The sequence below is a fragment of the Nocardioides sp. R-C-SC26 genome, from assembly GCF_021246465.1.
GTDB lineage: Bacteria > Actinomycetota > Actinomycetes > Propionibacteriales > Nocardioidaceae > Nocardioides.
The window spans coordinates 1-12,602 of sequence record NZ_JAHRHK010000022.1 but is presented as its reverse complement, the minus strand read 5'-3'; the positions used below and the strand labels follow the sequence as shown (position 1 = coordinate 12,602).

At 70.1% G+C, this 12,602-nt stretch carries 13 protein-coding genes and 1 riboswitch; of the genes, 2 read left to right on the top strand and 11 right to left on the bottom strand.

Annotation, left to right across the window (positions count from 1 at the left end; genetic code table 11):
* Both KSO97_RS15895 and KSO97_RS15890 read right to left on the bottom strand, forming a co-directional pair.
* Positions 1–2,089: ABC transporter permease (locus KSO97_RS15895; RefSeq protein WP_232680609.1), on the bottom strand; the 2,089-nt coding region annotated here is incomplete at its 3' end.
* Positions 2,090–2,112: 23 nt separating this feature from the next.
* Positions 2,113–2,874, bottom strand: a complete 762-nt coding sequence (locus tag KSO97_RS15890) for an ABC transporter ATP-binding protein (RefSeq protein ID WP_232680607.1) — start codon at positions 2,872–2,874, stop codon at positions 2,113–2,115.
* A gap of 106 nt (positions 2,875–2,980) precedes the next feature.
* Here KSO97_RS15890 and KSO97_RS15885 point away from each other — a divergent pair, with 106 nt between their 5' ends.
* Both KSO97_RS15885 and KSO97_RS15880 read left to right on the top strand, forming a co-directional pair.
* On the top strand, positions 2,981–3,409 hold the full coding sequence (locus KSO97_RS15885) for an SRPBCC family protein (protein WP_232680605.1): 429 nt from the start codon (positions 2,981–2,983) through the stop codon (positions 3,407–3,409).
* A 59-nt stretch (positions 3,410–3,468) separates the two neighbouring features.
* The gene (locus KSO97_RS15880) at positions 3,469–4,086 is read left to right on the top strand and encodes an alpha-ketoglutarate-dependent dioxygenase AlkB (protein ID WP_232680603.1); all 618 of its coding nucleotides are present in this window, start codon (positions 3,469–3,471) and stop codon (positions 4,084–4,086) included.
* Positions 4,087–4,166: 80 nt separating this feature from the next.
* Here KSO97_RS15880 and groL read toward each other — a convergent pair whose 3' ends face one another.
* The 9 genes from groL to otsB all read right to left on the bottom strand — a co-directional run bounded on the left by groL (position 4,167) and on the right by otsB (position 12,450).
* The gene (gene groL / locus KSO97_RS15875) at positions 4,167–5,792 is read right to left on the bottom strand and encodes a chaperonin GroEL (RefSeq protein ID WP_232680601.1); all 1,626 of its coding nucleotides are present in this window, start codon (positions 5,790–5,792) and stop codon (positions 4,167–4,169) included.
* Positions 5,793–6,018: 226 nt separating this feature from the next.
* On the bottom strand, positions 6,019–6,918 hold the full coding sequence (locus tag KSO97_RS15870) for a RimK family alpha-L-glutamate ligase (protein WP_232680599.1): 900 nt from the start codon (positions 6,916–6,918) through the stop codon (positions 6,019–6,021).
* Entirely contained in the window at positions 6,915–7,256 is a 342-nt protein-coding gene (locus KSO97_RS15865) for a hypothetical protein (RefSeq protein ID WP_232680597.1), read from the bottom strand. Before KSO97_RS15865 ends, KSO97_RS15870 begins: the two co-directional genes overlap by 4 nt.
* Positions 7,253–8,086: a TylF/MycF family methyltransferase gene (locus KSO97_RS15860; protein ID WP_232680595.1), complete on the bottom strand. Its 834-nt coding sequence runs from the start codon at positions 8,084–8,086 to the stop codon at positions 7,253–7,255. Before KSO97_RS15860 ends, KSO97_RS15865 begins: the two co-directional genes overlap by 4 nt.
* 9 nt (positions 8,087–8,095) lie before the next feature.
* On the bottom strand, positions 8,096–8,971 hold the full coding sequence (locus tag KSO97_RS15855) for an SGNH/GDSL hydrolase family protein (protein WP_232680593.1): 876 nt from the start codon (positions 8,969–8,971) through the stop codon (positions 8,096–8,098).
* Between the two features lie 52 nt (positions 8,972–9,023).
* Positions 9,024–9,557, bottom strand: a complete 534-nt coding sequence (locus tag KSO97_RS15850; RefSeq protein ID WP_232680591.1) for a DUF6174 domain-containing protein — start codon at positions 9,555–9,557, stop codon at positions 9,024–9,026.
* Positions 9,558–9,666: 109 nt separating this feature from the next.
* The gene (locus tag KSO97_RS15845) at positions 9,667–9,945 is read right to left on the bottom strand and encodes a MoaD/ThiS family protein (RefSeq protein ID WP_232680589.1); all 279 of its coding nucleotides are present in this window, start codon (positions 9,943–9,945) and stop codon (positions 9,667–9,669) included.
* A gap of 46 nt (positions 9,946–9,991) precedes the next feature.
* On the bottom strand, positions 9,992–11,290 hold the full coding sequence (gene thrC / locus KSO97_RS15840) for a threonine synthase (protein WP_232680587.1): 1,299 nt from the start codon (positions 11,288–11,290) through the stop codon (positions 9,992–9,994).
* Between the two features lie 10 nt (positions 11,291–11,300).
* Positions 11,301–11,445, bottom strand: a riboswitch (SAM riboswitch).
* 114 nt (positions 11,446–11,559) lie between these two features.
* Entirely contained in the window at positions 11,560–12,450 is an 891-nt protein-coding gene (otsB, locus tag KSO97_RS15835; RefSeq protein ID WP_232680585.1) for a trehalose-phosphatase, read from the bottom strand.
* Positions 12,451–12,602: the final 152 nt, after the last annotated feature.

Genomic DNA, 12,602 nt, shown 5'->3' with positions numbered 1-12,602 from the left:
TCTGGGGGCCGGCCGCTGCGTCGCCCAGCCGATCGGCGAGCCCGGTGGCACCGGGCTCGGCGTAGACGACCAGCAGACTGTCCGCGTCAGGGAAGCCCGCTCGCTGGTACGTACCGATGTCGACGACCAGGCTGCCGGGCACCAGCGGAGACGTCTCGACGACTCCCACCACGGTCCATCTCTTGGTCCCGGCCGGAACCTGGACCTCGATCACGTCGCCGAGCTCGAGATCCTCGTCGTCGGCCAGGCCGTCGCTGACGAGCACGGCGCCTCCGACGAGATCGGCGAGGTCACCTTGGTCGAGCGTGATGTCGAGCAGGTCGAGGGAGGCCGGCGTCGTGCCGAGGACGACGTCGATGCCGCCGTCGTCGCGCTCCACCCAGGCCGTCCGCTGCTGGAGGACGCTCTCCACGCCGTCGACCCCGGCGAGACGCTCGGCGACGGTGCCGGAGAAGCTTCCGCCGAAGATGCTGCTCACCACGAAGTCGCCGACGAAGGAGTCCTCCACGGTCTTGTCGACCGAGGCCTTCGCGGAGTCGCCGACGATCGCCATCGTGCATGCCAACGCGAGCCCGATCATGAGCGCGGACGCCGTGGCCGCGGTGCGGCGCGGGTTGCGCAGCGCGTTCTGGCCGGCAAGCGCTCCGACGCGACCGAAGAGGCGCCCGAGCAGGGCTGTCGTGGCCGCCAGGAACGGGTGAGCCAACACCGGGCTCATCGCCGTGACTCCCAGCAGGATCAGCAGGACACCGAGGCCGACGTACCAGCCCCCGTAGGAGACCTCGACGACGTCGCCGAGGCCGAGGGTCAGCGCCACCCCGCCCACGACGGCGGTCAGCAGCCCCAGCCGGAACCGACGTCGCAGCGACGTCTCCGGGAGGGCGACGTCGTCGCGGAGTGCCTGCACCGGTGCGATCCGTGCGGTGCGCCGCGCCGGGAACCACGCGGCCGTCATCGTGACGACCACACCGACGGCGAAGGCCGCGACGACGGTGCGCGGCTCGAAGACGAGCGGTTGCCCCGCGAGGTCCAGCCCGATCTGGCCGAAGAGCGCCCGCAGGGCCATCGCGAGCAACACCCCGACGCCGAGGCCGAGCGCCGATCCGACCAGGCCCAGCACCAGGGCCTCGATCTGGACGATCCGGTTCACCTGGCGACGCGAGGCGCCGAGCGCGCGCAGCAACGCGAGCTCACGACTGCGCTGGGCGACCAGGATCGAGAAGGTGTTGACGATGATGAACGACCCGACCACCAGCGCGATCCCGGCGAAGATCAGCAGGAACGTGGTGAGGAACGAGATCGCCTCGAGCAGGCCGCTCGCGGCGTCGTCGGCCGCCTGATCGCCGGTGACGGCGCGGTACCCACCGGGCAGCAGCTCCTCGGCACGGTCGCGGAGATCGGCCTGGCTGACGCCGTCCGCCGCTGTGATCCAGATGCTGGTGAACGCACGCTCGCCCTCGAGCAGCAGTTGCTGGGCGTAGCGCGTCTCGAAGGCGACGTAGGTCGCACCGTTGAGAGAACCTCCGTCGGGGAAGCCGGCGATGCCCACCAACGTCGGCCGCAGATTCGCCGTCTTCATGGTGGTGACGAGCGGCACCGTGTCGCCGACCTCGTAGCCGGCGCGTTCAGCGGTGCTCTCCTCGAGCACGATCTCGCCCGGACCGTCCGGCTCGCGACCCTCGATGATCGCGAGGCCCTCGACGTCGTTCGCGGCGGGTGCGTCCGACCAGTTGCCCCCGATCGCGGGCGGGCCGAACCCTCCCAGCGGCTTGCCGTCGGGCTTGATGACGTAGACGCCGTTGACACCGATCTGACCGTCGGCCCGGGCCGCTCCCGGTAGCTCGGCGAGGCGGGCGACCAGCCGCTCCGGGACGGCCTCCTGGGCGGAGGCGCCCGTGATGGAGCTGCCGTCGCGTTCGACGACGACGTCCCCGACTGTGGCGTCGAAGAGCGCGGTGAAGCTCCGGTTGAGGGTGTCGGAGAAGATCAGGGTGCCGACCACGAAGGCGACACCGAGCACGATCGAGGTGGCGCTCATCAGCAGTCGGAGCTTGCGTTCGCGCAACCCCGCCAGGGCGACGCCGACCATGCCGACGCCTCGCGGCCGCCGTGTCATCGCGCGGCCGCCGGCCCCGCCGTCATGGCAGCCATGATCTCCAGGACGCCGTCGCGGTCGGGGGCGCGCAGCTCGTCGACGACACGGCCGTCGGCGAGGAAGATCACCCGGTCGGTGTAGGCGGCCGCCACCGGGTCGTGGGTCACCATCACCACGGTCTGGCCGTGCTGGTCCACGGCTGCGCGGAGCAGCCCGAGAACCTCGGCGCCGGACTTGGAGTCGAGGTTGCCCGTCGGCTCGTCGGCGAAGATCACGCGCGGTCGACTGACCAGGGCGCGGGCGACGGCGACCCGCTGCTGCTGTCCTCCCGACAACTCCTTGGGCTTGTGACCGAGCCGGTCGCGCAGCCCGACAGCGGCGATCACCTCGTCGAACCACCCGGCGTCGGGGGTGCGCCCCGCGATCGCGAGCGGGAGCAGGATGTTCTCCTCCGCGGTCAGCGTCGGCACCAGATTGAACGACTGGAAGACGAACCCGATCTCCTCGCGGCGCAGCAGGGTGAGCTGCTTGTCGCCCAGGGCGCCGATCTGACGCTCGCCGATCCAGACCTCCCCCGCATCCGCGGAGTCCAGCGCGGCACAGACGTGCATGAGCGTCGACTTGCCCGAACCCGATGGCCCCATGACCGCGGTGAACTCCCCGGCGGCGAGGTCGACCGACACGTCGTCCAGTGCGCGCACGACCGCGGCACCGGCCCCGTAGGTCTTGGTCAGGCCGACGATACGCGCCGCGATCTGGGGGGTGGCTTCGGCTGTCATGAGGGTCAGCCTGCCGCCCACTCGCCCACCGCCGCCACCGGGATGCCCCCGAGACCACCCCGAAGTGCCCTGGGAGAGCGCGATCGAGCCGCCTACCGTCGGGTTCATGCATGTCGAACGCACGTTCCAGGTCGACCCACCGCCCTCGGCGGTCTTCGACTACCTCGCCGACTTCACCCGCACCGAGGAGTGGGACCCCGGCACGGTGGAGACGACCCGGATCTCCGGCGACGGCGGCCTCGGCACCACCTACCGCAACGTCTCGGAGTTCATGGGACGCCGGGTGGAGCTGACCTACGAGACCGTCGAGTTCGAGCCGTCGAACCGGGTCGTCTTCCGCGGATCCCGCGGCAAGACCGAGACGCGCGACACCCTGTCCTTCGCCCCCTCGGCAGACGGCGGCACCACCATCACCTACCGCGCCGACTTCCACTTCGGCTTCCCACTCAACGTGATCGCCCCGATCGCCATTCGCGGCAAGCTGGAGAAGCTCGCCGACGAGACGGTCGAGCAGCTCCGTACCCGCTTGAACTGAAGCCCGACGCGCCGCGCGACATCGAACATGTGTTCGATGTCGCGACCTATCGTGCGTTCATGGACGTGCAGACGACCCTGTTCCAGGCAGCGCCCGACGCCGACGTGAACGACCTGAGCGGCATCGTCCGTCATGAGCTCGGAGACGGCGCGTGGGTCGACGTGCTGCCGGCCTGGCTGCCCGTCTCCGACGAGCTGTTCGACACCCTGCGCGACGCCGTGCCGTGGCGCGCCGAGCGCCGCCAGATGTATGACCGGCTCGTCGACGTGCCCCGCCTTCTCTACACGTACATGATCGGCGAGGAACTCCCCCACCCGCTGCTCGCCGAGGCCCGCGAGGCGCTCAGCGCGCACTACCGCGACGAGCTCGGGGAGCCGTTCCGCACCGCGGGCTGCTGCTACTACCGCGACGGCCGCGACTCGGTCGCGTGGCACGGCGACACCATCGGCCGCGGCTCCACCCACGACACGATGGTCGCGATCGTCTCCCTCGGCGATGCACGCCGCCTCGCGCTGCGACCACGCAGCGGCGGGCCGTCGCTGAGCTTCGAGATGGGCTCGGGCGATCTGCTCGTGATGGGCGGCAGTTGCCAGCGCACGTGGGAGCACGCCGTCCCGAAGGTGCCGTCGGCCGGGCCGCGGATCTCGGTGCAGTTCCGGCCGCTGAACGTGTTCTGAACCCGGGGTCCTCCGGACGCACATCGGCCCGCCCCCGGAGGGACGGGCCGATGCGATGACGCGTCAGGCAGGGCCTGGACTCAGAAGTCCATGCCGCCCATGCCACCGGACGGGTCGCCCATCGGGGCGGCCTTCTCCGGCTTGTCGGCCACGACGGCCTCGGTGGTGAGGAACAGCGCCGCGATCGACGCCGCGTTCTGCAGAGCAGAGCGGGTCACCTTCGCGGGGTCGATGATGCCCTCGGCGATCATGTCCACGTACTCGCCGGTCGCGGCGTTGAGGCCGTGACCCGGGGTCAGGTTGCGCACCTTCTCCGCGACGACGCCACCCTCGAGGCCGGCGTTGACGGCGATCTGCTTCAGCGGGGCCTCGGTGGCGTAACGGACGATGTTCGCACCCGTCGCCTCGTCACCGGTCAGCTCGAGCTTGCCGAAGGCACCCTCGGCGGCCTGCAGGAGCGCGACGCCGCCACCGGCGACGATGCCCTCCTCGACGGCAGCCTTGGCGTTGCGCACGGCGTCCTCGATGCGGTGCTTGCGCTCCTTGAGCTCGACCTCGGTGGCCGCGCCGACCTTGATCACCGCAACACCGCCGGCCAGCTTGGCCAGGCGCTCCTGCAGCTTCTCGCGGTCGTAGTCGGAGTCGGACTTCTCGATCTCGGCACGGATCTGGTTGACCCGGCCCTCGATCTGGCCCTGGTCGCCAGCGCCCTCGACGATGGTGGTCTCGTCCTTGGTGATGACGACCTTGCGGGCCTGGCCGAGGAGCTCGATGCCGGCCGACTCGAGCTTGAGGCCGACCTCCTCGGAGATGACCTGGCCACCGGTCAGGATCGCGATGTCCTGCAGCATGGCCTTGCGGCGGTCGCCGAAGCCGGGCGCCTTGACGGCGACCGACTTGAAGGTGCCACGGATCTTGTTCACAACCAGGGTCGACAGCGCCTCGCCGTCGACGTCCTCGGCGATGATGACCAGCGGCTTGCCCGACTGCATGACCTTCTCCAGCAGCGGCAGCAGGTCCTTGACGTTGCTGACCTTGGAGTTGGCGATGAGGACGTAGGGGTCCTCCAGCACGGTCTCCATGCGCTCGGGGTCGGTGACGAAGTAGGCCGAGATGTAGCCCTTGTCGAACCGCATGCCCTCGGTGAGCTCGAGGTCGAGGCCGAAGGTGTTCGACTCCTCGACCGTGATCACGCCCTCCTTGCCGACCTTGTCCATCGCCTCGGCGATGATCTCGCCGACGGTGGCGTCAGCAGCGGAGATGGAGGCGGTGGAGGCGATCTGCTCCTTGGTCTCCACGTCCTTGGCCATGTTCAGCAGCTGCTCGGAGACCGCGGAGACCGCGGCCTCGATGCCCCGCTTGAGGCCCATCGGGTTGGCGCCGGCCGCCACGTTGCGCAGGCCCTCGCGGACCATGGCCTGGGCCAGCACGGTCGCCGTCGTCGTGCCGTCACCGGCGACGTCGTCGGTCTTCTTGGCGACCTCCTTGACCAGCTCGGCCCCGATCTTCTCGTACGGGTCCTCGAGCTCGATCTCCTTGGCGATGCTCACACCATCGTTGGTGATGGTGGGCGCGCCCCACTTCTTCTCCAGGACGACGTTGCGTCCCTTCGGGCCGAGCGTGACCTTGACGGCGTCCGCGAGCGTGTTCATGCCACGCTCCAGGCCGCGCCGGGCCTCCTCGTTGAAAGCAATCAGCTTCGGCATAACTCTTGCGATTCCTCACGCTTGAAGAGTCGATGGATCCGGCTGCGATGGGCTGCCCGCGACGGACGATCCAGCGACACCGGCCGATCCCTTCACGACCAGGCGCCGGACCTCAGCGATCACCGCTCCGGCTTGTCACTCTCAGGACGAGAGTGCCAGCTTCATGTTTAGCACTCGCCTGGTCCGAGTGCAAACGATCGTCGACCAGTCTCTCGTTGAAGACGGGTCAACGCGCGTTGGACGGTTGACCCGTCTTTACCTGAAGACGGGTCAACGCGAACTCCGCGAACGGGACGGCGTGGTGGGGTGCGACGTCGAGGTAGAGACCGGGCTCGGTCACCTCGACCTCGCCGACCACCCAGGCCCCGTCGTGCCGCAGCACGTCGACCCGCGCGTAGTCGAGCGCACGGCCCACGATGGCCTCGGTCGCCGCCCATGCCTCGAGGGCGAGCGACGGCAGCGCGGGGATGTCGTCCAGGGCGGCCGGGACCACGTGGCCACCGTGCTCCTCGTTGACCCGGACGTCGCCGCCGGCACCCGGACGCTTGTGCACTGTGCCGACGACCCGCGGGCCATCGGACATGCGCAAGACGAACAGGGAGCGCTCGCCGTCGGTGCGGACCGACTCGACGACCGGTTGCACCACCCAGCCGACCGTCGGCCCCGCCGCGGGCGGTGTCCAGGTCGCGCCCGGCTCGACGACGACCAGGCCGTCGCCGCCGGCACCGACGCGCGGCTTCACCACCGATGCCGCCGTGCGTCCGGTGAGCGCCGCGCGGACGTCGCCCTCGGTATCGGCACTGAGTGTGGGCACCACCGCCAGGCCCGCGGCCGCGAGTTCGAGGAGGTAGCGCTTGTCGGTGTTCCAGCTGAAGACCTCGGAGCCGTTCAGCAGCCGCGGGACCGAACGCGCCCACGCGAGGAACTCGTCGAGCCGGAGCTGGTAGTCCCACGTCGAGCGGACGGCGACGAGTCCGGCCTCCCAATCGACGCCTGGGTCGTCCCACCGCACCCACCGTGCCTCGATGCCCCGCTCGCGCAGGGCCTCGTCGAGAGCGGCGTGGCCGGGCTCGCCGTCGACGTACTCGGCCGAGGTGGCGAGCAGCAGCACCGCCGGGGAGGTCAACGCCGCTTGAGCTTCCCGGGCACCGCGGTGATCGCGCGCCCGGCCTTCCAGGTCGTGCTCGACCGGATGGCGGCGAGCTCGGCCTCGGCGTGCTTCGCGCGTCGCTCGGCGGCCTTCAGCTTCTTCTCCGCAGCGGTCGCGCGCTTCTCGGCCTGGCGTGCGCGGCGCTCGGCGTCACGCACGTCCTTGATCATCGCCTGGTGCAACTGCTTGGTGCCCTTGAGCGACCACTTGCGCATCACGTTGAGCTGGCGCTCGAGACGCTGCACGCGGACGAAGTGGCCTTCCTCGAAGTGCGTGGGCGGAAGGTCGGGGGACTGCCCGGCAGCCGTGGTCACGACTTCCTCCAGTACACGCCGGCCCAGTCGATCTCGTGGATCTCGTCGGTGATGCCGCGCTCGTCACGGAAGTCGTGGATCGCCTTCGCGCACGCTTTCACCGCGCCGTAGTCGTCGACGATGATGTAGCCGCCCGCGGGGACCTTGTCGTAGAGCGGGATCAGGGCGTCCATCGTGGAGGCGTACATGTCGCCGTCCAGACGGAGCACGGCGATCTGCTCGACCGGGGCCGTGGGCAGGGTGTCGGAGAACCAGCCCTTGAGGAACTTCACCTGGTCGTCGAGCAGGTCGTAGCGACGGAAGTTGTCCTGCACCATCTCGACCGAGATGGCGAGCTCGATCTTGGTGTGGTGCTGGTCGCCGGCGTCGGCCTCGAAGCGACCGTCGGGGGCCGGCAGACCCTCGAAGGAGTCGGCGACCCAGACCGTCCGGTCGGTGACGCCGTGTGCGGCGAGGATCGCGCGGGCGTAGATGCAGGTGCCGCCGCGCCAGGCGCCGGTCTCGATGAAGTCGCCGGGCACGTCGTCGGCGATGACGCTCTCGAGCACCTGACGCACGTTGGCCAGGCGCTTGAGACCGACCATCGTCTCGGCGTCGGCGGGCCAGTCGCGTCCGACCTCGCGACGCTCGGCGTCGAAGCCACCGGCTTCGACGACGCGGATGTCGCGGCCCTTGGTGTTCATCCGTACCAGGTTCCACAGGTAGGACTCGAACGAGCGGTCCGGGAAGCTGACGGTCGAGTTGCGACCCTCGAATCCGTAGCGGGTCAACATCTTGGCCATCACGTCGAGGTAGAGGTCGACCGCGGGGCCCTGCTGCAGCGAAGTCACGGGGGAACCCTAACGGTCCGCGGCCTCGGGGGCGGGAGCATGGTGGCCGAACGGGACGTCGTCGCACAGACCGAGGGCCGTCAGCACCGACGGCAGCAGGGCTGCGGCGGTGCGCCGGTACCCGAGTGCACTCGGGTGGAAGCGGTCGAGGCTGAACATCTCGTCGGGGTTGGTGATGAAGAACGGCCCGACCACGCGAGCCAGCGAGACGGCGTGCGCACCGGCATCCACCGCGGCGGCCGCCTGGGCCGCGGCGAGCTGGCGCGAGGCACGCGAACCCAGGCTGCGCAGGGGTTGCGGCACCGGGCGAAGCGCACCCAGGTCGGGGCAGGTGCCGACGACGACCGCAGTGCCCTCGGCACGGAGCCGCTCGATCGCCGCGACCAGGTGCGCGACCGACGCCGCGACCGGCACACGGTGGGTGACGTCGTTGCCACCGACCACGATGACCGCGACGTCCGGGACGTACCGGCCCGCATCGAGGAGCCCCGCCTGCCCGGCGTGACCCGCCAGCACGGCGTCGAGCTGGGCGGCGAGCGCCGAACTCTCCGACCCGACGACGGCGCCGGTCGTGAGCTGCACCGGCCGGCCGGTGCGCTTGGCCAACCCCTTGGCGAGCCGCCCCCCGAGGGTGTCCTTGCGGCGCTCGGCGCCGAGCCCGGCGGCGATGGAGTCACCCAGCATCACCAGCTTCAACGGCTCGCCGCCGTGCTGGCGCGCCCAGACGCGATCGGCATGGGGCGCCTGTTCACCGAGCGGCTTGCCGATCACGCGCCGCGCCGCCGCGGCCTGTCGGTGGAGCAGCTCGCGGGCCCCGTAGGAGGTGCCGGCAGCACCGAATGCCACCCCCGCCGCCGCGATCAGCCAGCCTCGTCCTCGTGCCATGCCCCGAGTTGAAGCAGACGCCGGTGAACGCGCACCGAACGCCGGGCGATTCTCAGGGGACGGCGCGGACCTTCACGGTCAGATAGGTCTCCTCGTCGGCGATCATCTCGTCCCAGTCGATGCCGATGCTGACCGGGACGCCGGCCCGGTACGTGACCCGGACGCTGTGCGCCTTCGCGTAGGCCTTGCGGAGCAGCCGGTAGAGCGACTCGACCTCGTTGCCCGGCTCGCGGAGCTGGTCGGAGCTGCCGGCGTAGGTGACCGAGGTGACGCGGCCGTCCTCGACCCGCGTGCGAACCGGCTGCATGCTCTCGGGTGTGCAGAAGCAGGAACGGCGGACGACGCTGACGTAGCGGTCCAGGTCGCGGCCCTCCCACTTCCTCCACGCGCGCACGAGCGCCTTCTTGTCCTTGCTCGTCGGCTCGAACTGCTTGACGCGGTAGGGCGCGCCGTTAGCCGAACCCGCGCTCGAACCCGTCTGCGGCGGCGAGGCCTGGGCCCCCGGAGCGGCGAGGATGCTGGCGGCCAGCGCCATCGGGAGCAGGGCGCTGACCACCACCGCGGTCAGCGAGCGGTTCTTCGACATCGGGATCCTCCTGGCGCGTTCGGCGAGAGCCACTCCCCCGCCGTCACTGGGACGGACGTGCGCTCGCCCCGGTTCCCGCGACACGCGAACCGGGCCCGGGCAGACCGGATCAGCAGCCCCCCGCGACCGCGGGGATCACCGATACCTGGGTGCCGGCCGGCGTCGGCGTGGCGAGGTTGTCCAGGAAGCGCACGTCGTCGTTGCCGACGTAGACGTTGACGAAGCGGCGCAGCGCACCGTTGTCATCGAGGATGCGCGCCTTGATGCCGGGATAGCTGGTGTCGAGGTCCTCGAGCAGATCGGCGAGCGTCGCCCCGGACGCCGTCACCTCCGACTCACCGCCGGTGTAGGTGCGCAGGATGGTGGGGACGCGGACGGAGACGCTCATGCGGGTGGCTTTCTGGTGCGAGAGTGCGGGGTCTGACGGTGGGGGTTCAGGCGATTCCGGTGGCGGCGAAGGCCGCGTAGGTGGGAGCGATCGTGGCTGCGGCGCCGACCTGGTCGGAGATCGCGTCGAGGGTCTTCAGACCCATGCCGGTGTTGATGATGACCGTCTCGAGCGTCGGGTCGAGCTGACCGGTCTCGACCAGCTTCTTGGTGACGCCGACCGTGGTGCCCCCGGCGGTCTCGGTGAAGATGCCTTCGGTGCGGGCGAGCAGCAGGATGCCCTCGCGCACGGCGTCGTCGTCGATGTCCTCCACGGCACCACCCGTCTCGCGACAGATGTCGAGCACGTAGATGCCGTCGGCCGGGTTGCCGATCGCCAGGCTCTTGGCGATCGTGTCGGGCTTGACCGGTCGGATCGCGTCCACGCCCGCCTTGTAGGCGACCGAGACCGGCGAGCAACCGGTGGCCTGGGCACCGAAGATCCGGTACGGCTTCTCCTCGACCAGGCCGAGCTTGATCAGCTCCTGGAACGACTTGTGCACCTTGGTGAGCTGGGACCCCGAGGCGACCGGGATGACGACCTGGTCGGGCAGTCTCCAGCCGAGCTGCTCGGCGATCTCATAGCCCAGCGTCTTGGAGCCCTCGGCGTAGAAGGGGCGCACGTTGACGTTGACGAACGCCCAGCCCTCCTCCTCGCCGGCGATCTCCGAGGCGAGCTTGTTGACGTCGTCGTAGTTGCCGTCGACCGCGACCAGGGAGTCGGTGTAGACCGCCGAGTTGACCTGCTTGGGGTGCTCGAGGTTGCTCGGGATGAAGACCACGGTCTTGATGCCGGCGCGGGCACCGGCCGCGGCCACGGCGTTGGCGAGGTTGCCGGTCGAGGGGCAGGCGAAGACCTTCGCGTCGAGTTCACGAGCGGCGCTCAGGGCGCAGGCGACGACGCGGTCCTTGAAGGAGTTGGTCGGATTGGTGGAGTCGTCCTTGACCCACAGCTTCTCGATGCCCAGGGCCGCGGCGAGGTTGCTGGCCTCGAGCAGCCGGGTGAAGCCGGGCTCGGTGTTCGGGCTCTGCTCGATGTCGTCCGGCACGGGCAGCAGGGCCTTGTAGCGCCAGATGTTGCGCGGTCCGGCCTCGATCTCCTCGCGCGTCACCGCCGGGAAGTCGTAGGCGACCTCCAGCGGGCCGAAACACTCCGGACAGGCGTAGAAGGGGCCGAGAGCGACGGCGTGTCCGCACTCGCGGCAGGCGAGACCGGTGGCGTTGCCGAAGGCACCCTCGCGCAGGCCGGTGCGCGAGGTCGTGTCGGGGGTGATTCCCTCGACGTGGGTCAACGTGGGAGCGCTCATGGATTCCTCCTTCTCATCTTCCCCGGAGATCACGACTCTCGTGCCGGGCGGAATTGGCACCGTTTCCACGTCCGTCCCCGATGTGCGGGAGGCGGAGGCGCGTGGCGGTTGCCGGGACTTCGTAGGGCCGTTCCCTCAGTCCCTCTGGATGAGCTGCGTTCCACTGTAGGGCGCGTGCAGAGACGGGCCGAAATCGTGATCCCACATCATGGACAGCATGTCCACATCGTGGTCATACTCAGGTTGACCCGTCTCTAGGTAAAGACGGGTCAACGCCGGGAGATGGAACGGCCGAGCTCAGCGAGCAGCTCGAGCACGCCAGCCGGGCCGTCGACCACGACGTCGGCGCGCGCGACGAGGGCGTTCTCCTCGCCTGACGACGAGCACACCAGCAGCGTCGGCAGGCCCTGGTCGGCGAGCTCGGACACGGCGTCGAAGGCCTCGAGATCGCCGAGGTCGTCGCCGGCGAAGAGGAAGCCGCCGCCCCCCAGCTCCTCGGCCAGGGTGCGCACGGCCTGCCCCTTGTGCACCCCGCCCGAGCGCACCTCGATGACGCTGCGCCCAGGCTCCACGACGAGCCCGTGCCGCGAGGCGAGCTCGCGCAGCTCGGGCAGCAGGCGGGCGAATGCACCCGCGGGGTCGTCCATCCGCCGGGTGTGGACGGCGACGGCGAGCTGCTTGTCCTCCACGTAGGCGTCGGCGGCGTCCAGGCGGCGCAGCAGGCGAGGCAGCTCGCGCTCGAAGGAGGCGAGGCCGTGAGGTGGGCGGGCCCCCACGACGCGGCGCTGGGTCGAGCTCCACCGCTCGTTGCCGTACTGCCCGAAGACGTGGAGGTCCTTGCCGACGGCGGCGAAGGCGTCGCCGACCTCCTCCAAGCCGCCGAGTGCGAGTGCCTGGCGCGCCGGACGGCCCGTGATCACCGCGACGGCGAGCACCCGTTGGGCGAGCTCGATGAGCACCTGCGGAGCATCGGGGTGGATGTGCGCCTGGGTCGGGTCCTCCACGATCGGCGCGAGGGTGCCGTCGAAGTCGAGGCCCACGATGACCTTCTCGGCGACCGCGGCGAGCGCGTCGAGGCGCTCGCGGACCTCGACCGATGCCATCTCCACCCGATCAGCCAACCACGTCGAAGCGAGGTCGGTGACTTCCGCGGCGAGCATCCTCCGCACTCCACCACTGATCGTCGATAGCTGTCAGTTGCCGCCGGGGGTCATCGACATCCCAGCCTGGAACGACCCTGGAGGCGGGGTCACGCCATTCTCCCGGCACCACCCACCCGGCTCACGCTGCGAACGACGCGGAATCCCATTGC